The organism is Leptospirales bacterium, from assembly GCA_019694655.1.
GTDB lineage: Bacteria > Spirochaetota > Leptospiria > Leptospirales > Leptonemataceae > SSF53.
Genome location: JAIBBN010000001.1, coordinates 585,900 through 610,958, shown reverse-complemented (window position 1 = coordinate 610,958; position 25,059 = coordinate 585,900). Strand labels below are relative to the sequence as shown.

Below are 25,059 nucleotides of genomic sequence, written 5' to 3'. Positions count from 1 at the left end.
TCAGATTCCGACGCCCAGCAGATCGCGAAAACGCTGGCGCGCGGCGGCCATATGATTGGTCTGAAAGTGCCGGGCGCAGACCTCGGCGCATTCCAGTGTTGTGTTGTTCGTCGCACAAACAAAGCCAATGCTGTAGCCCAGACTGTAGCCAAAGCCGCGCGAGGCAGGAGTAGTGCGGTAGAATTGTTCCAGCTGATCCAGCACCTGATGCCAGCTTTGACGCGTAACTGAACGGCAGCCAAAACCGATTGCCTGTACATCCAGGCTTGCATTGCGCACCCGCGCTCGAAAGGGAGCATATTCCGCATCAAGCTGGGAATCATCGACAACTTCGCCTGGCGCCGCCGATTGATCCTCTGCAGCCACTGTCGGCTGAGAAGGGTCGGCGGGGTCCAGCTTGCCGCCGCTGCTGCAAGTCGCACAGCAAATGCCGGCCGCACAGAGGGCGCCGGCCAGCCAGGTTCGTCCATCACGCAAATCAATCATACTGAGCTGGCCTCCTTGACGATGCGCAATTGCACATTCCACTCGCTGACCGGCAATTCGAGATATTGCACCAGCAGATCGGTCAGGGAGATGGCGCCGCCGCCAGGGGCCTGCAGCGTAAAGCGCAAGTGCGATCCATCAAGGTCGATGTCCGACAGGGCGGCGCCAAGCGCTCGCTCCATGGCGCGCATGCGACTCTGTCCGCGCTTGAGCTTGTGTACCCGCTTCTTCTTGCGATCCAGCTTTTCAAAGGCCAGGCTGGGCGGCGCGCTCTGCAGGGCCTGGCAAGCCCTCGCCGCTCGCGCCGCGTCCTCAAACTCCAGACGATAGCGACGGGGATGCAACTCTGCAGCGCGCAGATCCGGCGCCGCCTCCAGAAGCTGCAGGCTATTGAGCGTGAGTCCGCCTGGCAGCTGCGACTTCAGGCGCTCGGTCAACGCCTCCAGATCCGGAATTTCATATAGTTCCACATATATTTTTTCAGATTCACTGTAGAAATAGAGCGGCAGCGAATCGGTGAAATGCAGCTTCTCGTGTTTGTTGAAGCCGCGGCTGAAGGTCATCGGCGCGCGAGCGCGCCGCAAGGCCTTGCGCAAGACCTCCGCTCCCTCCAGGTGGGACACGTAGATAAAAGGATCCAGACGCTGGTAATCCAGCTCCAGATAAGCGCGGCGCTCGAACTTGTTCTCGGGCATGCTGACCGGCTTCAAAAGCTCGGGCGGGAAATCGGACTCCTGCAAGGCCTGGGGATGCGGCGGCTTCATGTTCTCGGCCGTCACGCCCTCGAATTTAGCAAAGTCGCGGCTGAGCAGATCCAGATTCATCGCCTTGCCCTGAATCAGATCGTGCCAGGGCATGGCCATACCGCCGGGCTTGCGTTCCATCCACAGCGCGCGTCGCTCGGGCGCCAGGCCGGCAATCAACTCCATCCAGAGCTCGGCCTTGAATTGCTCATCCCAGGAATCAAAGCGCGCGCCGCGCTGGAAGGCCTCCAGAATCAGCGCTCCGGCGCGGTGATCGGCGCGCGAGAGCAGCCCCTCGACGTAGGCCATCTCCGGCGCCGGACCCTTCAACGCGACGCGCCGGCTCTTCAAGCCCGACTTCAGGCGCGCCAGGCCCCTGCGGAAGTACTCCGGCGTGGCCTGCGCCTCCCATTGAAACGTTGTGAATGGCTTAGGAACAAACAGCGAGACTGTTACGTTGACGCGCTTGCGCTCCCCGCACTCCTCGGCCAGCTGGCCAAGGGCATTGAGCGCGCGCACCAGGTCCTCGATTTCGCTTCCATCGCGGTCGGGCAAGCCCATCATGAAGTAGACCTTTACCAGATCCCAGCCGCGACTGTAGATTTCACGAATCAGGTAGTGCAGATTCTCTTCGCTTGACTTTTTTCGAATCCGTTCGCGCTGTAATTCGCTGCCCGCTTCCAGAGCGAAGGTCACGTTGCTCTTGCGAATGCCGGCGGTCATCTCCAGCACCGGTATGGTCTTGACCTGCACGCGCAGGCTGGGCAGCGACAGCGAGACGCCATCCGGACCGTGCCGATTGGCAAGGCCCGTGACCAGCTCTTCCAGATAGGGATAATCGGCGATGGACAGCGAGTGCAGCGAAATGGAGTCGGCGCCCGTTCGCTCCAGCAGCCGCGAGGCGTTATTGATAAGAGTGGTCACTTCCGTATTACGCACCGGTCGCTTCCAGAATCCGGCATGACAGAAGCGACAGCCCTGACCGCAGCCGCGATTGACCTCCAGCACCAGTCGGTCCTGGGTCACCTCGATGCTTGGAAGAACTATATGTTCTAACATCGCATATGATTTGTTGAAGAAGTCGCGCTTTTGCACCAGGGGCCCGCGGTAGCGGGGGTAACTTTGGGCATCCGGCGGCGCCTCGATGGCGTAGCGATGCGGCAGGAGCAAGCCCTGCACCGCCCCGAGATCATCCAGAATCGCCGCGCGCGTCTTGCCCGCCGCTTTGCCGGCAGCGATGATGTCGCACATTTCCAGCAAGGCCTCTTCGCCATCGCCAAGAAAGATGCCGTCCATGAAATCAAAGAGCGGCAGCGGATTGGATACGGCGGTTCCGCCGGTAATTACGATCGGATCGTGCGCGCCGCGCCTTGTGCGCAGGATCGGCGAACCGGCCAGCGATAGCGCATAGCAAAGATTGGTGAAGTGCATCTCATGCGCGGTATTGAAGCCCCACAGATCAAAGCTGCCGGCGGCCAGGAAATGATCGAGGGAGTAGAGCGGCAGGGCATGGGCCTGCAACTGATCGGCAAAATCGGGCCACGGCAGAAAAATGCGATCGGCGATGTAGTCCGGACGACGATTGACTGCGTCGTAGAGGATCTTCAGACCCTGATTGGACATGCCCAGCTCATAGGTGTCCGGATAACTGAGCGCCACGCGCACCGTCGCCTGGCGCGGATTGCCGGCGGCCAGACCAAACTCGCCGCCGGTGTAACGGCCGGGTCGAAGCGCCTTCTGCCAGAGCGGTCGCAGCAAATGCCGCTCTACAAACTGCAACGGCGGCCCAAAGGGGCGGACATCCGCTACTGCTGTTGAATCGGGTGCCGGGGCCGCAAGACGCATCGCGCACAGCAAAGCGCGACGCCGATCCAAACTGACAGCAAAAAAATAGCTGCGGCTGTGGAGAACGGTTTGCCCTCACGGCCGCCGCCCGGGCCTGACTGTGCCGACGTCGCCGCCGGTGCGATGCAGCGGAGCGCAACATGGATCTCGATCAGTCAACACGACGCCGACGCATTGCAGGCGCCTCGGCGCTGCTGGCCTTTGCGGCGGTCGCGGCCTTTGCGCTGCTCTACAATCCGCTTGCCTACCAGAAGCCGACGCTGCCGGCGCCACAAGACTTCGAAGCATTCTTACAGGAACGGCTGGCAGAAAGCCGGCGCGTTGGCGTTCGCCCGGGAAATGAAGAGCGGCTGCAACGTTACAGCGCCGGTCGCAGCAGGGAGGCCATACTCTATATCCACGGCTTTGGCGCCTCGCGCGCCGAGGGCGAGGAAATTGTCGATCAGGTAGCCGCCGAGCGACGGGCCAATACCTACTACATGCGTCTGCCGGGCCATGGCGCCAGCATGGAAGAGCATGCCCGACATGGCTTCCGCGATTACCTGGACGCTGTGGAAGAGGCCTTTGCGGCCATGCCGCTCCTGGGCGAGCGTACCATCCTGGTTGGTTCGAGCACCGGCGCACTGCTGGCCATGTATCTTGCTGCTCAATACCCGGATCGCGTCAAGGCTCTGATCATCAATTCGCCGCTGATCGACTACCGCAACAAGCTGGCGGCGATCCTTGGCGTCCCCGGCGGCATCTACATTGCACACGCCCTCTACGGCGAGGTCCGCGACGCCGGCTGGGGCGACGATCCGGAGCGGCGGCGCGTCGATGGCTACGAAGATCACTGGCTGGTGCGGCAGCGCTACGAAGCCGCCGTCGAACTGGATAAACTGCGACGCAGTCTGGCGGCGCCGAAGACCTATGGTCGAATCGTAGCGCCAACGCTGATGCTTTACTACTACGAGGATGAGGATCATCAGGACGGGACAGTTGCCGTCTCTTCGATGCTTGAGGCCTTTGCCCAGTTTGGCAAATTCAGCCGGCCCTCGCCGCTCAACCGCGCCGCCGCAATTTCGGACAGCAACCATATCATGCTCAGTCACTATGTGCGTACTAACAAAACGGACGCGCTGCAGGAGATACGGGCTTTTCTGGCGGATCTCGAAAGCCAGGAGAGAGGCGCCGCCCCTTGAACAAGCCGCCCGAAGCGCCGCTCTACGGCTTCTCGCTGCTTGACGGTCTGGCCTACCTGCGCGAGCTGGGCGCCGGTCGTCTGGTGCATCTTTTTTCGCGGCTGAGCATGGAACGGATGCTCTATATCTCGCAGCGCATCGCGCACGCTGAGATCTTGCGTCTGCTCAAGAGCGTAAATCAGGAAAAATTGGTCGAAGTCATGCAGTCGATGCGCAACGAGGAAATCATCCGCCTGCTGCGGTCTGTGTCCGAAAAGGATCTTATTCTGCTCCTGGAAGAGATTCCAACCGCCGATTTGATCGCCTGGCTGCATCACTCGCCGGTGCAGGAAACGGCGACGCTGGTCAATGGCATTGGCGCTCGCGATTCCGTACGCCTGATTCGCGGGGCCGGCGTGGAACAAAGCATTGAGCTGGCCCGTCTGCTGAAGGCGCGTCGGCTGGTCGATCTGGTGCAATCGATTGGCGTCGATGTCGCCCTCGAACTGGTGCAGGCCGTTCCGCTTGCCGATATCAAGCGCTGGGTGCGCAAGCGAGGAATCCAGGATCTGAAAATCCTGGCGCCCTGGCTGGGCGCCGGCAATCTCGCGAAAATCCTGGAAGGCCTGGGCGTCGATCGCGCCGCGGCGATGATCAAGACCATCGGCGCAGCGGAGAGCGTGCGGCTCCTGCATCTGGTGCAGTCGATGACCCTGCCTGCGGCCAGCGCCGAACAGCTGGAAGCCCTGCTTCAGGGCAAAGCCGCTGCGCCAGGCCGCCGAGGAGCAGGCAAGAAAGTGCGCAAAGGCGCAAAGCCTAGGGCGACTGGCCGCGCACCTCGAGCTGGGCAGCCAGGGCGCGCAACTGGCCGGCGCGCTGCACGACGCGCTGCCCCTCGGCGGAAGTAATGAAGGTCAGCAAGCGAGCGGCAGCCTCGCTCTGGTCATCGCGAGCCGTATTGTTTGGCTTGCTTAAGTAAACAAAGAACAAGGGACGGGACAGGCGATAGGTCCGGTTCAATACGTTGGCGATAGTCGGCGCCACCGGACGCTCGCGAGGAGTCAGAGCATAGTCCAGCGGCTTTACGCGACGAATAAAGGTCAAATCGGCGCTGGCCATGCCCATGTAGCCCACTGCGCCTGGATTTTTTTCAATGAACTCTGCCATCTGCGTATTATCAGCAACCACCTGGGCCGATGGATCCAGCTCTCGGTTGCCTTCGCGAGCAAAGACGTCGGCGCCAAGATCGGCCATGCGCAGGACGTGCTCCCGAAAGTAAACGGTGGAACCGCTGTTCTCGTCGCGGATCACCAGCTGCAGCGGCAGATCGGGACCGCCGATTTCTCGCCAGTTGCGGACGCGCCCCGAAAAGATATCCGAGGCCTCGCGCAAACTGAGGCTCTTGATCGGGTTGGCGGTATTGACCGCCAGCACCAGGCAATCGTAGGCAATCACTTCCGCCCGAAACTCGCCCAACTTCGATAACTCGACGCGCTCCTGATCATCCAGCGAACGCGAACTAACAGCCACATCGGACTTGCCGGAAAGCAGATCGCGCAATCCAGCATTCGAGCCGCGAAAATGCATTTCAATGCGGTCCGTACTTCCCGCCGTCCGAAACGCTGCAACCAGCTGCTCGGTCATCGGGTGCATCGTCTCCGATCCAGAGATGACAAGATCCGGATCGTTGCCGCAGGCCGAAAACAGCAGTCCAGCCGCCAGCGCCAGATAGCCTGCAATCGTGCGGCTGAGTTTAAACTGTGCAATCATTCCGACTCCTGCCGGCGCCTGCTCCGGGCGCGACTCCGGCATTTCGTCCTGTCGGTAAGGGCGCTGGCAGCGCAATACTTTTGCGCCGCGAGGCCGCTCCTGTCACGGATCTGTAACCTACCGCTCTTTGACGCCGATACCGCGGGCCTGAAGCGCTGCGCGCATCCGCTCAGCGCGAGCTACGTTACGCTCCCGGGCGTCGCGCTTCAGGGATGCGCCGCTCATCTCCTGTACGCTGCGCACTCCCAGCAGAGAATCGCACAAAAACTGGTAGAGCGGCGCCCGCCAGCGAAGGATGCGCTGGATGCGCGCTCGTTCAAAATAGTCGCGCGCCTGCCCAACCTGACCGGCGCGCAGCAAGCAGCGACCGGCAAGCATCAATAGATGGTAGTCTGCGGCCGCGCTCTCCTCCTCGGCGCGCAGCAATTCCGCGGCGCGCACAAAATCACGGCTGCGCAGGGCCAGCTGCAGGGCCTTGCGGCGCGCTCCGGAAGCGGCTTGATCTGGCAGCGGCGGCGGGGCCCCCTCGCGATAGCTGATGCGCATCAGACTGATATCGTCTGAAAACTCGCCATAGGTCTCCAGACGCTTCAACAGTGCGTCGAGATCCCCGCCGGAGTGTTCCGCCGCGCGCAGGAAGAGTGTTTCGTCCTCGTTGATGCGACGGTTGCCCTGAGCGTCCCGGCCAACAATCAAATCATCGCGACCATCCGATCCCAGAATCAGGATATCATCCGGCCGCAATTGAAAGGTGCGCAAATGAAAAGGACGGTCCAGATCAATGCCCAGCTTGCGAAACAGCGGCGCTCGCTCCAGGAAGCGCGCCCTGCCCCGGCGCAGCAGCACCGCCGGCGGATGCTCTGCATTTATATAGTAGATAAGGCCGCTGCGCTCATCGATCAATCCCATGGCCATGGAAACCAGCATATAGCCGTCAAAATTGAGAAACACATCGTGCATTTCCAGGAAGCCTTCGCGCAGCCATTGCTCCGGCGAGCGCTGTTGAATGGATTCGCGCATCGCTGTGCGCGAAAGAATCGACTTAAACAAGGCGCCCAGCACCAGGGCCCCGCCCGCTCCCTGAATCGATTTGCCCATGGCATCGCCATTCAAAAAGGCGGTGTAGTGCCGGCCGCGCAAATGGACATCGGCGCGAACACAGAGGTCGCCGCCGATGTCCGCCTCCCAGTGGCGAAAACGAAAGCGCTTCTTCTGAAAGGTGCGCGTATCGATGCGCACCAGCTCGCTGCTGTGCGCGCCGCCGGACAGCGGCCGAATCAGGAGCGAGGTCAGGAAATAGTCGCCGTCCTGCTGCTCTTTGAGGGCGCGCACCTCGCGCAGCGAGCGGGCCAGCTCTTCGGTGCGATCCGCCACCTTCTTCTCCAGATTGCGATTGAGGTCCTCCACCTCTTCATTAAGTCGTACAAAGCGATTGGCCAGAATCAGCGCAATGGACAGAATAAAGAGCAAGAAGAGATAACCCATGAAGCGCGGTATGGGCAAACTCAACAGGTGACCCGTGGCATCAATGCCCACTCCGACAACAAAGGTTGCCAGACCGGCCAGCAGGTAGCGAGCATCGCGCTCCTTGCGCCAGAATGCTTGATAGGAAATCAAGGCAAGCATCGCCGGCGCATAAAAGATCACCCAGCTGGAAATGGCGATGCGACGATTCCAGTAGTCCCAGGCTACGACATCGTCATTGATTGCAATAAACAATGCCAGAGCAACGTGCACGCCGGCCAGAGCAAGCATGCCGCGATCGAGCCAGCGCTGCGCCCATCCCGGCGGAAGGCGAAAGCTGTATCGCAAAAAATAATAGAGAAAGTTGGGTATCGTATAGAGCGTGATGTATTCCATCCGCTTCATCATGAATAGGTCGTCGGAAATAAAGTACTTCAGCTGCAGCCGTAAGAATTGATAGCCCACCAATCCAAAGCAGGCCAGGGCAAAAAATAGGTTCTCGCGATTCTGCTGTCGGCGCAGGAACAGAAAGGCAAAGTAGGCGCCCACTGACACGTAGAGCATCAAGAAGAGACCTTGAACGAGATTGCCAAGGTAGAAGCGCTGGTATTGCAATTTCGCCGGCCCGATGCTCAGCGTTCCGCGGATGATTCCGGCCTCGTGTGGAAAATAGCTGCGCACTCGTATCAATACCAGATTGCTCCGGTCGCGGAGCAGTACATTCTCCGGCACTGGATAGAGACGCAGTCGGTCGTAGGCCTGCGGACGCGATGACGCGAAGTCGCCCGTCTGCCCCAGGGCGACGCCATTCAAAAAGGCCTGATCGATGTCGCTGATGTTGCCAAGGCTGATCACCAGGGGCTGGGCCGTTGCGCGGCGCAGACGAAAGCTGAAGGCCAGCCAGATTTCCCGCACGCCATGGGCCAATTTCAGGTCATTCAGCGCGTTGCCGGGAACCTGCGCCTGGACCCAATTGCCTGGCGCTCCCCGCAGGCTGTCGCGGCGATTCTGAAATTCAATCTGCAACGCGGCCGGATCAATGCGCTCGGCGCTGGCCAGCCAATCCACCCCTTCGGAGCTTTCCAGAGCGACAATGCTCTGGCGGGCGTCCAGCAGCGGAGCTTCGGGCGACGCCACAAGCTGTCCCGCCGGCAGCAGCAGGAACGCAAACAGTCTGACAAAGGTCCTGCGCCTCACAAAACCTCAGTGGCGCGCACTTGCCTGGGCGGCAAGCGAAAGGAGATCTGCGGTCATTCAGCGCGGCGCGGTCCATTGCTCTGGTATGCGTCGCGCCAGTGCAAAATAGAACTCAGGATCGATCTGTTCTGCGCGCCGATCCAGCTGAATGCCAACTTCTTCAGCGAGGCCCAGCAGCGCGGCGGCCTGCTGCTCATCGCGGCTGGCCTGGCGCATCGAATTTGAGAGCTTCTTGCGCCGCGCCGCAAATGCACGACGCAGTACAAACTGCAAGGCCGCCGGATCGCTGCGCCAGCCGGCTTCATGGCGCTCGAACTCGATGAAGGTGGAATGCACGGCGGGCCTTGGAAAGAAGAGCGCCGGCGAGAGCTCGAACACGCTTCGCCAGCGGCCGGCATTGGCCAGATAGACGGTCAGCGAACTTTCGGCGCTGGCCGCCGTCGCCCGCGCCGCGTATTCGCGCTGCACCAGGAAGGCGCCGCGCCGCAGACGGTCGATTGCCATGCATTGCAATAGCAATTCTGTCGTTATGTAGTACGGAACATTACCGACCGCCGCCGCTGGCGCCGCTTCGGCCACAGACGAATCAAATTGGACTCGATCCCCCGCCGCCCAGGCTGCCAGAGCAGGCCGTGCATCGCCGCTGCGCAGCGCAAAGTTGCGTCCAGCAAAGGCCTCGCGCAACAAGTGACAGAGTACGGGATCCAGCTCTAGCAGCAACAACCTCCTTCCCCGCTCCAGCAGCGGCCAGCTCAGCGCGCCAAGACCCGGGCCGATCTCGACCAGCGGATCGATACCCCAGGCGGCAATGTGTTCGGCCATGCGCTGGCTGACGGCCGCGTCCGTCAGAAAGGACTGACCCCAGCGCTTGCGCGGAGCGGCCCCATGGGCGGCAAAGGCCGAGCGGATGCGCGTCGCGCTGTAATACGGAAAAGCAGACACCAGATCCACTGCCGGCGGAAGCAGCGTCGGGGGCCACTACGATGCAAGGCCCTCGGTCAAATCGCGATCCAGCGCTGCAGCGCAAGCAGGGCCAGGGCGCCGGGCGGGCCGCCAGTAGCCAGCGTCAACCAGGCAAGGCAACGCCAGATACTGCGCCGTGCTGGCGTCGTCTGGCGCAGTCGACGCAAAGTAATCCAGAGCGCCAGACCACAAAGACCGGCCAGAAAGGCTGGCGCCGGCGGAAAAACAGCGGCAACACCTGCGGCGACGGCGCTGATCTTTACCGCAAGCTGCAGCAATTGAGCGGCAGGCCAGAGAACCAGAGCGGCGATCGAATCGGAGACGCCGCACAGGCTGAGCGCGGCGCCGCCGTAGAGCGCGGGCAAGAGCAATCCAGCCAGCGGAACCAGTATCATGTTCAACGGCAGCGCCAGCCACGCATAGCTGCGAAAGAGGAACTGCAAGAGCGGCGCCGTCAACAACCCGGCAGCGGCGCTGACTGCGCCCTGCGTTGCCAGCCAGCGGCCCGGCGCAGTCCGGGCGTCGAAGACTCGCCGCTCCAGATCGCGAAAGTAGTAGAGAATGCCGCCGGCTGCAGCAAAGGACAGGGCCGCGCCAGGTGAAAGCATCTCCTGCGGCCGCAACAGGAAACAAAGCCAGGCAGCGTGCAGCAGGGCCTCCCGCGGCGGCAGCGGCCGGTGGATAAGCGACCGCAGCGCCGTCAGCAACAGAAAACACTGCGCCCGCAATAGCGAAGCGGGCGCGCCCAGAGCCAGAGTAAAGACGGCACACAGCGCCACGCCTGGCCACAACGCCAGCGGATGGCGTGCGCCAAAGACCCGAGCCAGCGGCCAGTGCAGGCAGACAAAGAGAATCGCCAGGTGCAAACCGCTGGCGGCAAAGAGGTGCAGGCTGCCGGTCAGAGCGGCATCGGCGCGCAACTGGCGATCCAGATACGAGGAACGACCAATCAGCAAGGCAAGCATCGCCGATCTTGCCGGCGCATCAAGACCTGGCGCCTGCTCTACGCTGTGCTCCAGTCGAGAAAGCAAGCGACCGCGCCACGTAGCCGATGCACAGTTCGTCCCGATCAGTTGATAACGCGGTGAAATGTGCGACTGCAGATAGACGCCGCGGCGCTGCAGAAATTGGCCATAGCCCTCGGGCGGCGCAAGTTGCATGGCGCCCCGACCCCAGAAACGCAGCTCCACCCGGCAACCTTCCATCCAGCGCTGCCCGCTAATCGAAACAGCGATGCGAAAGGGTGCGGCGGTAGCCAGCGCCTGGCTCAACGGATTCCAGCGCGCCCGCCATCGAACGGGCGCCTGCGACCGGCGTATCTGCCAGGCGGCTCGGCTGCTAACGTTGCGGCGGCGCTGCTGAGCTGCGTAGCGGCGAGGTCGATGGGATGCGTCTTCCGCGCCGCCGCGCCGACGACTGAAGCCAGGTCGGCGAGCCTGGCGCTCTTCAACATATCCGCTCTGACTTTCTATAATATAGAGGCCCGGACGAATTGTCTCGACCACTTGCGCTTGCAGGCGATAGGCGCGGTCATAGCGCGGTTGCTGTGCCGCAGCCTCGCCCAGGGCAAGCAGTAGCTGTCCCGGCGGCGGCGCCGTCTGCCATTGTGGGGCCAGGCGCAGCGCAGCCAGCAGCAGAAGTATGGCCGCCCCAATCCAGCCCCGCCAGCTTGCGCGGCGGTTCAGCGCAGCGACGATACCTGGCAAAAGCGCTGCCAGACCCAGTGCAGCAAGCCAGACGCAGGCCTGATGCCCGGCGCGCCAGCAAATCAGCAAGGCGCAGCCAAGTGCAAGCAGGCGGGCAGCGGCGGCAAAGGGCGGCATGAATGCAGGCGTTGGGCGCCGCCGCCGCGTTCCGGAGAATTTCTGGTTGCGATGCGACCGGCAAAATTTCGAACTCAGTCCGCACAATGGGCTATTCATCGGGCAAATGGCTGCTCTTACCGCTGGCATTGCTCTGTGCGGCGCCGCTGACGGCCATGCCGTCGCTGGATGCTGCAATCGACTGGCAAGGCGAAGGCGCGGCGATGCACGCCGAAGTGGCGGCCGATCCCGGCGCCCGCAGCCAGCCGCCGCTGGCCGATTCTGCCGCCGACGCTCTGCAATTTTTGCCAGCCGCCAGCGACGCCCCCTCCTTTGGCTTCGAATCGGGGGCGCGCTGGATTCGTTTCCAGCTGACCAATAGCGCCGGCGCTTCACGACTGATGGTCGTCGACATGGGCTACGCCATGCTTGACGATGTTCGCCTCTATGTTGTGAGCGCCGACGGCCAAATAAGCGAGCAACGATCCGGCGATACGATGCCCTATGATCAACGCCCGCTAGACTATCGCAACCCGGCCTTCCAGATCCTGGTACACCCCGGACAGACCCTGCGCTGCTACCTGCGCATCGAAACCGAAAGCTCCATGGCCCTGCCCATCCGCTTCTGGAGCGCAGCCGCCTTTCAAGACCATGAACGTCTGGAAAGCGTCATCTACAGCATGTACTTCGCCGCACTGGCGGTGATGTTTTTCTACAACTTGATCTTGCTGGCATCGATTCGCGACATCAGCTATTTGTACTACTTAGCATATCTGCTGTGCGTGAGCCTTTTCCTGTTTACCCTGAATGGCCTCTCCTTTCGCTTGTTGTGGCCGCAGCTGCCGCGATGGGGCAACAGCGCTTTGCCGGTCTTCATTGAGCTGTGCTTTACATTTGGCTTGCTGTTTACGCGCCGCTACCTGGATACGCGGACGCACATGCCGACGTTTGATCGACTCCTGCTGGGTCTGAGCATCTCGGGAATACCGCTGGCGCTTGTGTCTCCGCTGGTCAGCTACCGCCTGGCAATTGTGGCCGCTACGGGCCTGGCGTTCATTGTCGCCTGTTGTGCGCTGGCCGCTTCGATCCTTGGCGCAATTCGCCGCGCACGCGAAGCGCGCTACTATCTGATCGCCTGGTGCGCCATGCTGGTGGGCATCGGTCTTTACAGCTTGAAGACCTTTGCCATTCTACCAAATACGCTGTTGACTGCAAATTCGATGCAGGTTGGAATCCTCTTGCAGGTCGTTTTGCTTTCGCTGGGCCTCGCCGACCGCATCAACCTGCTGCGACTGGACCTCAAGCAAAAACTGGAGGACCTCTCCCATGCCGATGCGGCGATTCGCGCCAGCGAGTCGCGCTACCGGCTGCTGGTAGAAAGCGGACGAGATATTGTTCTGCTGCTTGATCCTCAGGGCGTCATCCTGAGCGCAAACCGCGCCATACAAGAGCACCTGGGCCGCCGGGCGGAAGAGGCGGTCGGGCAGAATTTTCAGAGCCTGCTGTTTCGCTCGCCAGAGCTGAGCGAACTGCTTCCCGATATGGACCTGCACGGCGAATTCCTCAGCCGGCAGTTCCGCGAGCTGGACCGCCACGGCGGCTCCCAGGTCTTCAAAGCGGAGTTTGCTACGCGCCTTGGCGAGCTGCGCCATATGGAGGTCCGCCTGGACTCCATCGAAAGCGCCGGTCAGCGTTTGATTCTGGCGCGCGCCGGCGAAGCCCTTGACGATTCGCTGGCTCGCTTTGTCGAAAGCGAAAGCCAGAACTTTGTGATTGGCAACTTTATCAACATTGGCGATCTGATCAGCCAGCGCATCTGCAAGAACCTCAGCAAGTATGCCGACCCGGCGACGACCCTCGGCCTGGAAATTGGAGTGCGTGAGATGGTAATCAATGCCATCGAGCACGGCAACCTTGCAGTCACTTACGAAGAGAAGACGCACACCCAATCGCGCGACGCCTACTTTCAGTTCTTGCTGGAGCGGCAGAAGGATCCCCGCTACCGCGACCGCAAGGTGCGCATCCAGTATTCTCTGAACCGCCGTCGCGTGTTCTATGTGATCCGCGATGAGGGCGCCGGCTTTGACCATCGTAAGATGTCGCGGCAGGGGCATCAGCAGTCCAATGAACAGCAACTGGCCCATGGCCGCGGGATCTCCATGGCGCGCAGCGTCTTTGATGTCATCCGTTACAATGATAGCGGCAACCAGGTCATGATGATGAAGCGCTTTGATCGCAGCCCGGCTGCGCCGGCCTGAGGCGCGTCGCCGACGGCGCCTGGCGCCGGCAGCAAGGCGCCATCTTTGCGATTGTCCGCCGCCTGGGGCCGAAAAACCTGGTCAAGAACTCGCCCGAATGGGCGATGGATGTAGCAAATGAAAGCCCTTTCGAAGACTGCTCTTGCGGTCCTGTTGCTGGCAGCGCCGGTCGCCGCCAATCCGCCCGCCTCCAGCCAGGAGGGCGCACGCGTCTATGTGCTTTGCTATCACACCTTCCTCGGACGCAGCGGCGAGTACGATACCTCTCCCCAGGAATTCGGCCGACAGATGGATGAGCTGGCGACGCTGGGCTATCGCTTTGTCAGCTACCCCGAGATGCTGGCCGGCCAGGTAAGCGGCAGCCGCAATGTTCTGATCAGTATCGATGACGGAAATCGTTCACTGCTCAGCGTTTACCAGAATGTACTGCGCCGGCATTCGATCAAACCGCTGTTGTTCATTTATCCGGGGATCATCGACAAAGCGGACTACGCATTGACCTTTCCGGAACTGAAAAACATTCAAAGCCAGGGCGCCAGCTTTGGATCGCATGGCTATTTTCATCTGTTCTTGAATCAGAAAACACACGATCGCAGCCCCACCGCCTTCCACGACGAATTTCACCGTTCCAAACGCATCTTGCAGGAACGTCTGGGCATCGCCAACGTCGACGTCTTTGCCTTCCCCTTTGGCGTTACCAGCGATCTGGCCCGAGCTGAGCTGCGACGCGCCGGTTATCGCTATGCCTTTACAATCTTTCACGGACAGGTGCGCGTGCCGCTGGATCAAAATAGCGATCCGCTGCGTCTGCCGCGGTACATGGTGACCAAAGAGAGCTGGCGACTGATTTCTGGAATCCTGCGCCGCAATGCGCGCCAGAATGATCCCTCGCATGCCGATCGCAGCGCCGCGGATCGGGCTGTGCAACGCCGCCCAAATCCGAGGCAAACCGCGGCGGAAGTGCGGCAACCGCGGAGTCCGTTGCGCCAGTCACATCCAGCGCAGCGTTCTCAGCGCAGCCAGGAACGCCGTCGTCGACTGAGCAGAGAGGTGCGCCCGTCGCGTCCGGCTGGCGAAGAATCCGGTCGACGGCCCGCGCCGGCCGCAACGCCCGCGCTACGTCCAGCCGCTTTGCAGCCTTCGACGCCGCCGGCCGCGCCGCCCGACGAGCGGCCAGCCGCGCTGTGAGCGAAGCGCCGGAGTCCATCGCTGCAAAGAGCGATTCCAATGCTTCGATCTATTTTCAGCTGACGCTGACGGCGCTATTCTGGTCAGGGGCCTTCTTTGCAGGCAAGCTGGCGCTGGTCTGGGCCACGCCCATGGAAACGGCCGCGGCGCGTTTTCTAACAGCCGGCGCAATTCTTCTGGCCGTGTTGCGCTGGCGCAGCGGCCTGCACAGCGTCCTCGATCGCGCCTTTCTGGTTCAGGCGGTGATGCTCGGTTTGATCGGAATTACTTTGTACAACGTATTTTTCTTTCACGGTCTGGCGCAGACCGCGCCGCTGAACGCATCGCTGATTGTGGCCAGCAACCCATCGATGACGGCGCTGCTGGCCTGGTTCTTTCGCGGCGAACGTCCTTCGGCGCGCGCCGCCGCCGGCATCGCACTATCCTTCAGCGGCGTTGCCATCGTTGCCAGCAACGCCTCGCTCAAGCAACTGCTGCAGCTGCACTTTGGACCTGGCGACCTGATGATCGTGGGCAGTTCCTTTTGCTGGGCAATCTACTCGCTTTTCAGCCAGCGTCTGATGCGCCAGCGCGGCGCGCTGGAACTTGCCGCGTGGTCCACCAGCGCTGGCGCACTGCTGTTGATCCCGCTGGCGATGCTGGAAAGCCGCGGCCTGCAGTGGCTGGGCCGTCCGGCAGCGACGCTTTCAATCCTTTACATGGCGGCGCTGGCTTCGGCCTTAGCATTTACGCTCTGGAATCGCGGCGTAGCCCGCCTGGGCGCGCCGCGCTCCGCCATCTTCATCAACCTGGTGCCGCTTTTTTCCTTCTTGATCTCTCTGGCCAGCGGCGTTCAACCGGGATTGGCGCAAATCGCAGGCGGCGCGGCCATTCTCAGCGGAGTCTATCTGACCAGCGCGCCCTCGCGAGTCGCAACCGCGCGCCGGGCAGAGTCCGCCGCCGCTGGAGGCAAAGATCATGGCCGAGGCTGAATTTGTCGCCTTCCTGCTGGAGCAGTTGCGCCCGCTGGGTGCGGTCCGCGCGCGACGCATGTTTGGCGGCTATGGCGTTTATCGCGGCGCGCAGATGTTCGCTCTGGTCGCCGATGGCGTGCTCTATCTGAAAACGGATGAAGGCAATCGCGCCGAATTCGAGGCCGCCGATCAACGGCCCTTTGTCTACGAAACCAAAGCCGGTCGCAGAACGGCGATGAGTTACTTTACGGCGCCAGAAGAATCGATTGAGGATTCCGAACAACTGTTGCGCTGGGCGCAAAGCGCGCTGGCTGCGGCGCGGCGCGCGACGGCGGCCAGTCCGCGGCAGAAAAAGAAAGCGGTCTCCGACCGCGGCGCAAAGAAGTCGGCGGCCCGCGGCCTCAACCAGCGGAAGAAGAAGGCGAAAACAACCGCCCGCAAGCCTCGTCGAAATCCCTCCTGATTTGCGGCTTGCAGCGCACGCTTAACGGACCAGAGCCGAGATGGCCTTGAAACGCTCCGTGCCAGCCTCACGGCAAAGCTCAAAGAGCAAGGATTCAGCAGAGGTAACGATGGCGCCCTCGTGACGCAGACGATGCAAAGCCAGGTCTTTGTGTTCCGGGCGGCGCGAAGCGACGCAGTCGGCGACGACTACGACTGTATAGCCGGCAGTCAATAGATCGATGGCTGTTTGCTGGACGCATACATGACTTTCAATGCCCATCAAGATTACCGACCGACGTTGCAGTCCTTCCAGCTTCTGGACAAATCCGCTGTGGCCGCAACAGCTGAAGCTGGTCTTGTCAATTGCCGCCTGCAAGGATTCGCCATAGCCGTTCTGCTGCAGGCAGTCCTGAAGCGTCGTCACGGTGGGGCCCAGGCCCTTGCGGTACTGCTCGCTGACCAGCAGCGGAGCGCCCAGCAGCGAGAGACCGCGCAACAGCAGCCCGATGGAATCCAGCAGGGCCGGCGAATTGTGGATCGCTGGCAGGAGGCGTTCCTGAACATCGATCAAGAGACCGCAACTTTCTGATAGCAAGACGCGCACGCAACAGTGGCGCTTCGCGGCTGTAACCCGGCAAGCAGTTCCTGCGGCGCGCTTTCGCTTGCCGCCAACGCGGCGTGCTTGCGCGCTGTGCCATGCCTCGATCGCTTTATTCCGCGCTGCTGCTGGCGCTGCCTGGCGCCGTGCTTCTATCCTTTTGCAGCAGGTCGCAGCCGGCAACTTCCGGACCGGAGGGTTATCGCCTCTATTCCGCAATGGAATTTATCCCGCGCGGCTACTCCTGCAGCCGGCCCTGCCGCTGCCTGGAAATCTACAGCCGCCTGGAACTCAGCGCCGAGGAGCAGAAGCAAATCGAAAGAGCGCGCCTCAATCTACGCGGCTTCGCCGGACCGGATCAAGAAGCGGATGTCGAGCGCTGCGACCCATCGCAGGCGGTGGCGCGCTGCCAGATTCATGCCCGCGATGCGCTGCCAGAGAAGAGCGAACCGCCCGACCTCTGGCTGGTATGGTACGACGGCGCTGAAATCGGCGCGGCGGCGGCGCGCGACGACTGCAGCGCCGAAGGCTTTCGTGAGCTGCAGCGGGATGGATCGCCCTGAGTTATGGCGCGGCACACTCCTGCAATTCCGCCTCGGTCAGATCGATCCATGGACCATTTTTGTCAGTCCATGCTCGTAAGTTCGCAACTGATGGGTAAACAGGATATCCAGATCGCCGTCCGAAGCAAGCGCCGATAAGGCTCGGCCGCGGGCGATGGCATGGGCCAGACGCTCGCCATCGATCTTGGACAGCGAGAAAATAGGCCGCACCCGACCGGCGTGGCGATAGGGAAAGTGGGCGCGCAAAATGCGTACGTCCTCGACTGGCGTATCGACGATTGGATCCCAGACATTCTCGATACGCCAGCTCTGGGGGACCAGTCGATCAAAAAGACCGGCAAAGCGTCCATCGCCAACGCGCGGCGATCCGACGACATAGACGCGCGGACGGATGGCGTGTAATTCGAGGGCCGCCAGCGTCGCCAGGGCGCCGCCCAGACTGTGGCCGGCAACAGTCAGCGGTCCGCCGCCAATCAACGCTCGCAACTCGGCAGGCGCTGGACGAAGCGACGAATAGATGCGGGCAAATCCGCGATGCACAGAGCCGCCGCTCAATCCGGGTCTGGGCATAAAGGGACAGGGGACCTGCGCCAGCTGCAAATCGCGCAGCCATTCGCTGTCGTGAATTGTTCCGCGAAAAATGAGCAAGCGCTGCTTGCCGCGCGCCGCCAGAAAGCCAATGGGCCAGGCGTCGCGGCGCGTCTGTCGCCAGCGGATGACTTCCAGCAACTGGTATTCGGCGGGCAGATGTCCCGGTCGATAGCGCTCATACCGCGAGCGCATGCTGCGCGGCCGCCAGTCCTCGGGACTGGCGCCGTAGCGTTCTTCAAAATATTGCACGTAGGCGCGCCCTACCAGCCGCAAGAGCTCCAGGGCTTCCCCCGGATCAAAATCGCGCGGCCGCCAGAACTTCCACTGTATCATTGCTGCTCCTGGTTTTCGCGCAGACGGCGCTCGAGGTTGCCGCGGATGCTTTCGTAAACGCGCAAGAATCCGCGAATACGCACCAGCTTCCATTCGGCGTCCGCCGTCCAGATGCTATCCGGAAATTCCTCGATCAATCTTCGAAAATATCCCTGCGCCTGGACAAAAGCTGCAAGCGAATCCAGAACGCGGCGCAATCCATTTTCGTCTGGTAGAATGCGCCGTGAGCGACCGCGAAACATCATGCCGCCGGCGCCACGACTGAAGTGCACAAAACCCTGCTTGTAGTAGGCGTAAGCGGGATCGCGCAGCTCAGCCAGTGCTCGCGTTTCCGCCGCCGGCGCCGTGGGCGCGGTAGCGCCGCGAGCGGCAGGCGCTGGACGGGCGGCGCTGCCGGCCGGCGGCAGCACAGATCCGCCGCCGCGCAGCAAGCGCAGCCAGGCGCGGTAGGCCTCATTGATTTCGGCCATGCGGCGCGACTGCTCCTCGCGCAACCGGGGCTCGAAGCGATCGGGATGATTTTCGCGCGCCAGTCGACGGTACGCTTTGCGCAGTTCGATCTCGTCAACGGCGGCAGAGATGCCAAGCAGGGCGGCGTAGAGTTCAACCGGACGCAAGCTTTACTGGACCAGCATGACGCAATTGCGTCCGGCATCCTTAGCCGAGTACAGATTGCGATCGGCGGCAATCAACAGTTCATCGGCGTTGCGCCGCTCGCCCAGTTCGGCAACGCCTATGCTTACAGTGATTTTCAATTCGGGGGATATCTGCGACCAGTCAAATGACTGAACGCCGGCGCGCACCTTCTCGGCGATGCGCTCTGCGCCGCGGCCGTCGGTTTCGGGAAAGAGCATGGCAAATTCCTCGCCGCCATAGCGGGCCACACAATCCACGGAGCGAACACAATCGGAAAGAATACGCGCAATGCGCGCCAGACTGCGGTCGCCAACGCTGTGCGAGAAGGAGTCATTGATTTGCTTGAAATGATCCACATCGCACATGGCCAGCGCCAGCGGACGGCGGTAGCGATGGGCGCGGTCGATTTCGTCGCGCATACGGTGATTCAGGTAGCGGCGATTGTAGACGCCGGTCAGGTCATCGGTGCGGCTCTGCAACTCCAGCAGCGCCGCCTGTTGCTCCATTTTCTTGAGCAGTCGTGTCTTTTCCAGATGGGCCCGCGCCAGGTCCTGGCGGGAGGCTTCAAAGCGAGCGAAATCAGCCAGCTCGCGCCAGCGCTCGCTGATCTCCCGGCCCACTCCGTACCAAAGGCCGCTATCTGGCCGTCGAATAAAGCGCCAGCTGATCCAGATTTCAAGTTCGCTGAGACCGGCCACGCGATGTTCCAGCGACGTTTCCAGCTGCTCTGCACCGGGGCGGGCCAGACGCTCCATTCCAGCCTCACGATCCTCCAGGTGGATCAGAGAGTAGAAGGAAAGCCCGCTCAGCTTCTCCCGGGCCAGACCGCAAATTCGGGCAAAGACCTGATTTGCCTGGCGAATCCGACCGCCGGCGTCCAGGGCCACAAAGGGGTCGTGGGAATTTTCCAGCAAATAGCGCACAAGATCAGCCGACTCGGCACAATGGCAGCTGGAGCTGGATTCGGTCATGGCCAGTACTGATAACGCTGTGGGGGCCAGCCGCTTGCGCAAAATGGCCTGTCCCCCGTTGATCCCCGGACATTTTTTCCAGTGGGCCGGCCGCGAATAGCCGCAAACGGCAAGGTCGACTCGCCAGGCGCCAAAAAATACCAGAAGCGGCCCGGGCCCCGCACTGCACTCCGCAGGCTTCTCCTTGACTCCTGCCGCAGAGGACACATCGCAGCAATTCCGCCGAAACGGCCGAGTCGATCCGGCGTCTGAAAAAGGAAGGCCTGATGAGCGGAGTACTACCAGCCTCCCTGTCCGCAGCGCGCGCCATATTTGAACGGCGCCGGGAATTGCGCGACCTGCATCCCCTGAAACGGGCCAGCGAAGCATTTATCAACGATCTGCTGGGCGCTTTTTTCCCGCACCACGCCAATCGTCCCATTGCCAGCGAGTCCGACATGGCTGCGGCCCTGGCCGGGATCGAAGAGGAACTGGTCACTGTCCTGCGCATGCTGCGCGAGCAGCTGGGACTCAGTGTGGAGGCAAAACCAGAAGATTTTTTTGAGCGTCTGCCGCAGCTGTACGCCCGGCTGCTGGCCGACGCCGAATCGCTCTATCAAGGCGACCCGGCGGCAGAAAGCGTGGACGAAGTCATCCTGGCCTATCCTGGCTTTCTGGCAATTGCCATGTTCCGCATTGCCCATGAGCTGCACCTGATGGAGATTCCGGTTGCGCCGCGCCTGATGACGGAGTGCGCCCACCGTTTGACCGGCATTGATATCCATCCCGGCGCACGCATCGGGGCGGCTTTCTGCATTGATCATGGCACCGGCGTGGTGATCGGCGAGACCACTATCATCGGCGATAACGTCAAACTCTACCAGGGCGTCACCCTGGGCGCGCTCAGCGTGGACAAGGATCTGGCCCGGCAAAAGCGACATCCGACCATCGAGGACCGCGTTGTGATCTATGCCGGGGCCACGATCCTTGGCGGGGACACGACCATCGGCCACGACAGCGTCATTGGCGGCAACGTATGGTTGACGAGCAGCGTGCCCGCTCATTCCCTCGTGACGCACCGTAGCGGCGACCGCGTGCGCGACCGCCGACTGCGCAAAGACTTCGAAATCGACTTTGTGATCTGAGGCGTCGCGCCCCGTGCCGCGCGCCACAGACCGATAGGGAAAAGCATGAAAGCAAACAGCATTCTGGATACGATTGGCGCCACGCCTCACTTGCGGATCAACCGCCTCTACCCCTCCGCTCAAGAGGTATGGATCAAGCTGGAACGAGCCAACCCCGGCGGATCAATCAAGGATCGCATTGCTCTGGCCATGATCGAGGATGCCGAGAAGCGCGGACAGCTGAAGAAAGGATCGGTAATCATCGAGCCGACCTCGGGCAACACTGGCATTGGATTGGCGATGGTGGCGGCGGTGAAAGGCTACAAACTGATCCTGGTCATGCCGGAGTCCATGTCCGTCGAGCGGCGTCGATTGATGGCCGCCTATGGCGCCAGCTTTGAACTTACGCCGCGAGAGCGCGGCATGAAGGGCGCCATCGAAAAGGCCCGCGAATTGACCGAAGGCATGGACAATGCCTGGATGCCGATGCAATTCGACAACGAGGCAAATACGGAAGTACACATGCGCACTACGGCGCAGGAGATCTTGAAAGACTTTCCCGAGGGCCTCGACTGCCTGATCACCGGCGTAGGCACCGGCGGACACATCACCGGCTGTGCACGCATACTAAAGGAAAAGTTTCCAAAGCTGAAGGTTTTTGCTGTGGAACCGGCGGCATCGCCAGTACTCAGCGGCGGACAGCCAGGCCCGCATCCAATCCAGGGCATTGGCGCCGGTTTCGTACCTGGCATCATGGACGTGAAATTGCTCGACGGAGTTATCCAGGTCAGCAAAGAGGAAGCCTTCGATTTTGCGCAGCGCGCCGCGCGCGAAGAAGGACTTTTCATCGGCGTGAGTTCCGGCGCCTCGCTGGCTGCGGTGCACAAGAAGCTGCCGGAGATGAGCGCCGGCTCGAAGATCCTGACCTTCTGCTACGATACCGGAGAGCGTTACCTCTCTGTGGAAGGCCTCTTTGAATTGAAGAGCTGAGCAGCGCACGTAGCCCGGCGCCGCGCAGCAAAACAATCAGCTGCCGGCGCTGAGCGCGGGCGCGCTTCCCGTCGCTTGATCCTCTCCAAGCAATTGCGTGGCGGCGGCGCCGTACATAGCCATACTCGCGGCCATGGTCGGGAAGATGCCCACAAAGCAAAGCAGGATGCCCAGATTGCTGACTTGCGTCATGGCAAAGACCAAGAGCATCAGGTACCATTTGTAAGGCGCCGTAACGCGCCACGACTCGCGATAGGCGTCAATCACTCCAAAGTTGCGCTCCTGGATCAGCGGAAAGACCAGCACCCAGCGGCCCCAGAGAAAGTACATGAAGACCGAAACGACGAAAAACAAACCAAAGCTGCCAAGGTAGCCAACCAACAGCGCGGCCTTGAGTGCGCCGGAGCCGGCGGATTCGCCGCTGGCGCCGCCCAGAGCGCCCAGACCAAAACCAAAAACAATAAGCGGCAAGAAGGCAGCCAGAAATGGCGCCACAAACAGCAGCGACGCGCCCAGCTGACGCCCATAGTTGCGAAAAGGGGCAAAGAGCCCGCCGACAGGATCGCGACGACGGACCAATCCAATTCCGGCAAGGGCGTAGCCGCTGATCACAATCGGAATCAGGAAGATTCCCACCAGCAAAACGCTGAGCGCAAGGATCACATAGGTCAGCAGCAGATGAAGAAAACCGATGGCAAAGGATTGGCCGATTTGCTCCCAGGCGGCCTTGAAGCCGACCTCAAAACAGCGCGCCAGATCCAGCTTGCCATAGCCCGTGCTGCCATTTGCAGGGCTGCCCTGCGAACCCTGCAAGCTTTGCTCTGAGGGATGATACACGCTGTCTTGCATACGCGCTTCTGGCGAATGTCGACTGAGTTGTCAATCGCTTCAACGCCAGCGAAACATGCGCATTCCAAGCGTGAAAAAGCAGAGCCCGATCGCGCCCAACCACGCCGTCGGAAGCGCGATCTCAGTCAGACCCGCCCCTTCATTGAAAACCGCGCGCAGGGCGTCGGCCAGAATCGAAAGCGGCAGCCGCGAGAGAATTGGGACCAGCCAATCTGGAAAGTTGCGATAGCTGAAGAATATCCCGGATAGGACCATCATTGGCAGGGTCAAGGCATTGACGATGCCGTTTGCGGCGCGCAGGCTTTCGGCGCGACTGGCAGCAAAGATGGCAATGCCGCCAAACGCGGCGATGCCGGCCAGCAGCAAGAGCGCAACGCTGCCCCACGCGCCCTGATTCTGCTGCCCGAAAAAGAGCCAGGTAAAGAGCAGCAGCGCGCCGGTTTCGATACTGATAAAGAGCAAGCGCGCAATCAGCTGAGCCAGCAGGAATGCGGCGCGACTCATCGGACTGGCCGCCATCCGTCGCAGCAGCTTGCGAGTCCTCAGATCAATCAAACCGAAGCCGACGCCCCACAAGCAAGAGTTCATCACGCCCATGGCGACCATGCCAGGGGCCAGAAAATCGATGTAGCGATCGCCCAGGTTGGAAAGCAGACGTTCATTTACCGCCGGTCGCACGCCGCGCGCCAGCTGCAATCGCCTTTCTGCCGCCAGCCAGGCCGTACGCGCCGTCGTCGCCGAGGGATCGAGATGTGCGCGCCAGCCATCGGCGTCAAGGGTCACATACAATGCGGCCTCGCCATGACGAACAGAGCGCAGCGCGGCATCCTCATCCGCCGCCGCAATCAATTCAATATTCAACTTTTCCGATCCAGGGCCGGCAATCGCCTGCTGCAACTGGCGAAAGCGCGGGCTATCAGAAGGGAGCGCTACAGCGATGCGCACTTGTTCAACTTCGCCTTTGGAAAAGGCGAGGCCAAGAGCGCCGGCCATCAAAATGGGAAAGAGCAGGGCCCAGAAGATCGTGCCCGGCTCGCGGAAGAACTCCTTAATGGCGGCTTCAGTCAGCAGCAGTGTTTGTCGTATCATCGAGGGACCGTCCGGTCATTGCCGTAAAGAGATCGTCGAGGTGCATGCGACGACATACCAGATCGCTCTGTCGAGCGGGCGGCAGCAGCCGCAGGATGGCCGGCAGCGCCTTGTGGGCGGAGCGTACGGTCAAGCGGATGCGTCTGCCATTCAAGGCTTCGGCGCGAGTCAGACCGGGAGTTTGCTGAAAGCGCTGCGGACGGAGCGTGCTGTTGAACTCGATCACCTCGCCGCCCAACGAACGCAGCAGGCTTTCGCGTTCGCCATCGGCCAGCTTGCGTCCGCGATCCATGATTACGATTCGATCGCAAAGCCGCTCCGCCTCCTCCATGTAGTGTGTGGTTAGAATCAGAGTGATGCCGCGGGCCTTGAGGCCCTCGAGGATGCCCCAGACGTCGCGACGGGCATTGGGATCGAGCCCGGTGGTGGGCTCATCCAGCAGCAAGCATTCCGGTTCATTGATCAATGCTGTGGCCAGGGCCAGGCGCTGGCGCTGTCCCCCCGAAAGGTGCGCCACGCGCGCCGCACGCTTCTCGCTCAGCTGCACCTGCTCCAAAAGCTGATCCACACGGCTGCGGCCAAGGCCGTAGAAGCTGGCAAAGAGGTTCAGGATCTCGGCGACGGTCAGTCGATCCTGAAATCGCGTTTCTTGAAGGGCGACGCCAATGCGCCGCCGAATTCTGGCCGCGCTGCGGCGCCAGTCGAGCCCGAAGATTTCGATTTTACCCTGGTCCGGGCTCTGCAAGCCTTCCAGCATCTCGACGAAGGTGGTCTTGCCCGCGCCGTTGGGTCCAAGCAGCGCTACAAATTGGCCGCCCTCGATTTCCAGATCGAAGCGGTCTACGGCGCGCAGCTTGCCGAACTGCTTGACCACGCTGCGAGCGCTGAGCGCCAGTTTGGTCATGGCACAAGGCCCAGGCGGACCAGGATAAGTTCCAGGAGATCCGGGCAGTGTTCCGGCATCGGCAAAGCAATTGTAGCGGCAGAGGTCCGGGCAAGCGATTTTGCGTAATTTTGACAGCTCTGGATTGTGACTTGCTTGCAAGCGCCCGTTGCTTCGTCT

Annotated in this window: 22 protein-coding genes; 9 read left to right on the top strand and 13 right to left on the bottom strand. The window is 61.5% G+C overall.

Features of this window, described 5'->3' with window-relative positions; all coding sequences use genetic code 11:
• Together K1X75_02900 and K1X75_02895 are read right to left on the bottom strand one after the other, a co-directional pair.
• The gene (locus K1X75_02900; GenBank protein MBX7056987.1) at positions 1–486 is read right to left on the bottom strand and encodes a hypothetical protein; all 486 of its coding nucleotides are present in this window, start codon (positions 484–486) and stop codon (positions 1–3) included.
• Complete coding sequence (locus K1X75_02895; protein ID MBX7056986.1) at positions 483–3,074, bottom strand: TIGR03936 family radical SAM-associated protein; 2,592 nt, start codon at positions 3,072–3,074, stop codon at positions 483–485. Before K1X75_02895 ends, K1X75_02900 begins: the two co-directional genes overlap by 4 nt.
• 140 nt (positions 3,075–3,214) lie before the next feature.
• On the opposite strand from K1X75_02895, the gene K1X75_02890 reads away from it, so the two are divergent.
• Positions 3,215–4,255, top strand: coding sequence for an alpha/beta fold hydrolase (locus K1X75_02890; GenBank protein ID MBX7056985.1), 1,041 nt, complete (start codon positions 3,215–3,217; stop codon positions 4,253–4,255).
• Positions 4,252–5,142, top strand: coding sequence for a hypothetical protein (locus tag K1X75_02885; protein ID MBX7056984.1), 891 nt, complete (start codon positions 4,252–4,254; stop codon positions 5,140–5,142). The genes K1X75_02890 and K1X75_02885 overlap by 4 nt, the downstream gene beginning before the upstream one ends.
• Here K1X75_02885 and K1X75_02880 read toward each other — a convergent pair.
• The 4 genes from K1X75_02880 to K1X75_02865 all read right to left on the bottom strand — a co-directional run bounded on the left by K1X75_02880 (position 5,051) and on the right by K1X75_02865 (position 11,451).
• Positions 5,051–6,004 carry a phosphate ABC transporter substrate-binding protein gene (locus tag K1X75_02880; GenBank protein ID MBX7056983.1) on the bottom strand — a complete coding sequence of 318 codons (954 nt, stop codon included), beginning with the start codon at positions 6,002–6,004 and terminating at the stop codon, positions 5,051–5,053. The two genes, K1X75_02885 and K1X75_02880, sit on opposite strands and share 92 nt — an antisense overlap.
• A gap of 117 nt (positions 6,005–6,121) precedes the next feature.
• Positions 6,122–8,605: a SpoIIE family protein phosphatase gene (locus tag K1X75_02875; GenBank protein ID MBX7056982.1), complete on the bottom strand. Its 2,484-nt coding sequence runs from the start codon at positions 8,603–8,605 to the stop codon at positions 6,122–6,124.
• 117 nt (positions 8,606–8,722) lie between these two features.
• Positions 8,723–9,607, bottom strand: coding sequence for a hypothetical protein (locus K1X75_02870; protein ID MBX7056981.1), 885 nt, complete (start codon positions 9,605–9,607; stop codon positions 8,723–8,725).
• Positions 9,608–9,663: 56 nt separating this feature from the next.
• Entirely contained in the window at positions 9,664–11,451 is a 1,788-nt protein-coding gene (locus tag K1X75_02865) for a ComEC/Rec2 family competence protein (GenBank protein MBX7056980.1), read from the bottom strand.
• 86 nt (positions 11,452–11,537) lie between these two features.
• On the opposite strand from K1X75_02865, the gene K1X75_02860 reads away from it, so the two are divergent.
• From K1X75_02860 to K1X75_02845, 4 genes are all read left to right on the top strand, one after another.
• Complete coding sequence (locus K1X75_02860) at positions 11,538–13,688, top strand: ATP-binding protein (GenBank protein ID MBX7056979.1); 2,151 nt, start codon at positions 11,538–11,540, stop codon at positions 13,686–13,688.
• Between the two features lie 117 nt (positions 13,689–13,805).
• The gene (locus K1X75_02855) at positions 13,806–14,876 is read left to right on the top strand and encodes a polysaccharide deacetylase family protein (protein ID MBX7056978.1); all 1,071 of its coding nucleotides are present in this window, start codon (positions 13,806–13,808) and stop codon (positions 14,874–14,876) included.
• Complete coding sequence (locus K1X75_02850; GenBank protein MBX7056977.1) at positions 14,873–15,847, top strand: DMT family transporter; 975 nt, start codon at positions 14,873–14,875, stop codon at positions 15,845–15,847. The genes K1X75_02855 and K1X75_02850 overlap by 4 nt, the downstream gene beginning before the upstream one ends.
• Positions 15,834–16,292 (top strand): TfoX/Sxy family protein, encoded by a 459-nt coding sequence (locus K1X75_02845; GenBank protein MBX7056976.1) that lies wholly within the window; start codon positions 15,834–15,836, stop codon positions 16,290–16,292. Before K1X75_02850 ends, K1X75_02845 begins: the two co-directional genes overlap by 14 nt.
• A gap of 21 nt (positions 16,293–16,313) precedes the next feature.
• Here the strand turns inward: K1X75_02845 and K1X75_02840 are convergent, their stop codons facing one another.
• Positions 16,314–16,877: an isochorismatase family protein gene (locus tag K1X75_02840; GenBank protein ID MBX7056975.1), complete on the bottom strand. Its 564-nt coding sequence runs from the start codon at positions 16,875–16,877 to the stop codon at positions 16,314–16,316.
• Between the two features lie 92 nt (positions 16,878–16,969).
• Between K1X75_02840 and K1X75_02835 the strand changes: the two genes are divergently transcribed.
• A complete protein-coding gene (locus K1X75_02835) occupies positions 16,970–17,434 on the top strand; it encodes a hypothetical protein (protein ID MBX7056974.1) in 465 nt (154 codons plus the stop codon).
• Between the two features lie 36 nt (positions 17,435–17,470).
• Here K1X75_02835 and K1X75_02830 read toward each other — a convergent pair whose 3' ends face one another.
• From K1X75_02830 to K1X75_02820, 3 genes are read right to left on the bottom strand one after another with little or no spacing between them, the layout of a single operon-like run.
• Positions 17,471–18,358: a hypothetical protein gene (locus tag K1X75_02830; GenBank protein MBX7056973.1), complete on the bottom strand. Its 888-nt coding sequence runs from the start codon at positions 18,356–18,358 to the stop codon at positions 17,471–17,473.
• On the bottom strand, positions 18,355–18,975 hold the full coding sequence (locus tag K1X75_02825; protein ID MBX7056972.1) for a DnaJ domain-containing protein: 621 nt from the start codon (positions 18,973–18,975) through the stop codon (positions 18,355–18,357). Before K1X75_02825 ends, K1X75_02830 begins: the two co-directional genes overlap by 4 nt.
• A gap of 3 nt (positions 18,976–18,978) precedes the next feature.
• Complete coding sequence (locus K1X75_02820) at positions 18,979–20,172, bottom strand: sensor domain-containing diguanylate cyclase (GenBank protein ID MBX7056971.1); 1,194 nt, start codon at positions 20,170–20,172, stop codon at positions 18,979–18,981.
• 59 nt (positions 20,173–20,231) lie between these two features.
• Between K1X75_02820 and K1X75_02815 the strand changes: the two genes are divergently transcribed.
• Entirely contained in the window at positions 20,232–21,089 is an 858-nt protein-coding gene (locus K1X75_02815) for a serine O-acetyltransferase (protein ID MBX7056970.1), read from the top strand.
• Between the two features lie 45 nt (positions 21,090–21,134).
• Positions 21,135–22,058 (top strand): cysteine synthase A, encoded by a 924-nt coding sequence (gene cysK / locus K1X75_02810; GenBank protein MBX7056969.1) that lies wholly within the window; start codon positions 21,135–21,137, stop codon positions 22,056–22,058.
• A gap of 36 nt (positions 22,059–22,094) precedes the next feature.
• Here cysK and K1X75_02805 read toward each other — a convergent pair whose 3' ends face one another.
• The 3 genes from K1X75_02805 to K1X75_02795 are packed head-to-tail and all read right to left on the bottom strand — an operon-like array spanning position 22,095 to position 24,900.
• Positions 22,095–22,907, bottom strand: a complete 813-nt coding sequence (locus K1X75_02805; GenBank protein MBX7056968.1) for a hypothetical protein — start codon at positions 22,905–22,907, stop codon at positions 22,095–22,097.
• A gap of 39 nt (positions 22,908–22,946) precedes the next feature.
• Positions 22,947–23,996 carry an ABC transporter permease gene (locus K1X75_02800; GenBank protein MBX7056967.1) on the bottom strand — a complete coding sequence of 350 codons (1,050 nt, stop codon included), beginning with the start codon at positions 23,994–23,996 and terminating at the stop codon, positions 22,947–22,949.
• Complete coding sequence (locus K1X75_02795; GenBank protein MBX7056966.1) at positions 23,968–24,900, bottom strand: ABC transporter ATP-binding protein; 933 nt, start codon at positions 24,898–24,900, stop codon at positions 23,968–23,970. Before K1X75_02795 ends, K1X75_02800 begins: the two co-directional genes overlap by 29 nt.
• Between the last annotated feature and the right edge of the window lie 159 nt (positions 24,901–25,059).

Coding starts and splice junctions, on each gene's coding strand:
- cysK (MBX7056969.1), top strand. CDS start 21,135: ATGAAAGCAAACAGCATTCTGGATACGATTGGCGCCACGCCTCACTTG.
- K1X75_02800 (MBX7056967.1), bottom strand. CDS start 23,996: ATGATACGACAAACACTGCTGCTGACTGAAGCCGCCATTAAGGAGTTC.
- K1X75_02805 (MBX7056968.1), bottom strand. CDS start 22,907: ATGCAAGACAGCGTGTATCATCCCTCAGAGCAAAGCTTGCAGGGTTCG.
- K1X75_02890 (MBX7056985.1), top strand. CDS start 3,215: ATGGATCTCGATCAGTCAACACGACGCCGACGCATTGCAGGCGCCTCG.
- K1X75_02900 (MBX7056987.1), bottom strand. CDS start 486: ATGATTGATTTGCGTGATGGACGAACCTGGCTGGCCGGCGCCCTCTGT.
- K1X75_02865 (MBX7056980.1), bottom strand. CDS start 11,451: ATGCCGCCCTTTGCCGCCGCTGCCCGCCTGCTTGCACTTGGCTGCGCC.
- K1X75_02815 (MBX7056970.1), top strand. CDS start 20,232: ATGAGCGGAGTACTACCAGCCTCCCTGTCCGCAGCGCGCGCCATATTT.
- K1X75_02835 (MBX7056974.1), top strand. CDS start 16,970: ATGCCTCGATCGCTTTATTCCGCGCTGCTGCTGGCGCTGCCTGGCGCC.
- K1X75_02795 (MBX7056966.1), bottom strand. CDS start 24,900: ATGACCAAACTGGCGCTCAGCGCTCGCAGCGTGGTCAAGCAGTTCGGC.
- K1X75_02860 (MBX7056979.1), top strand. CDS start 11,538: ATGGGCTATTCATCGGGCAAATGGCTGCTCTTACCGCTGGCATTGCTC.
- K1X75_02845 (MBX7056976.1), top strand. CDS start 15,834: ATGGCCGAGGCTGAATTTGTCGCCTTCCTGCTGGAGCAGTTGCGCCCG.
- K1X75_02880 (MBX7056983.1), bottom strand. CDS start 6,004: ATGATTGCACAGTTTAAACTCAGCCGCACGATTGCAGGCTATCTGGCG.
- K1X75_02830 (MBX7056973.1), bottom strand. CDS start 18,358: ATGATACAGTGGAAGTTCTGGCGGCCGCGCGATTTTGATCCGGGGGAA.
- K1X75_02895 (MBX7056986.1), bottom strand. CDS start 3,074: ATGCGTCTTGCGGCCCCGGCACCCGATTCAACAGCAGTAGCGGATGTC.
- K1X75_02855 (MBX7056978.1), top strand. CDS start 13,806: ATGAAAGCCCTTTCGAAGACTGCTCTTGCGGTCCTGTTGCTGGCAGCG.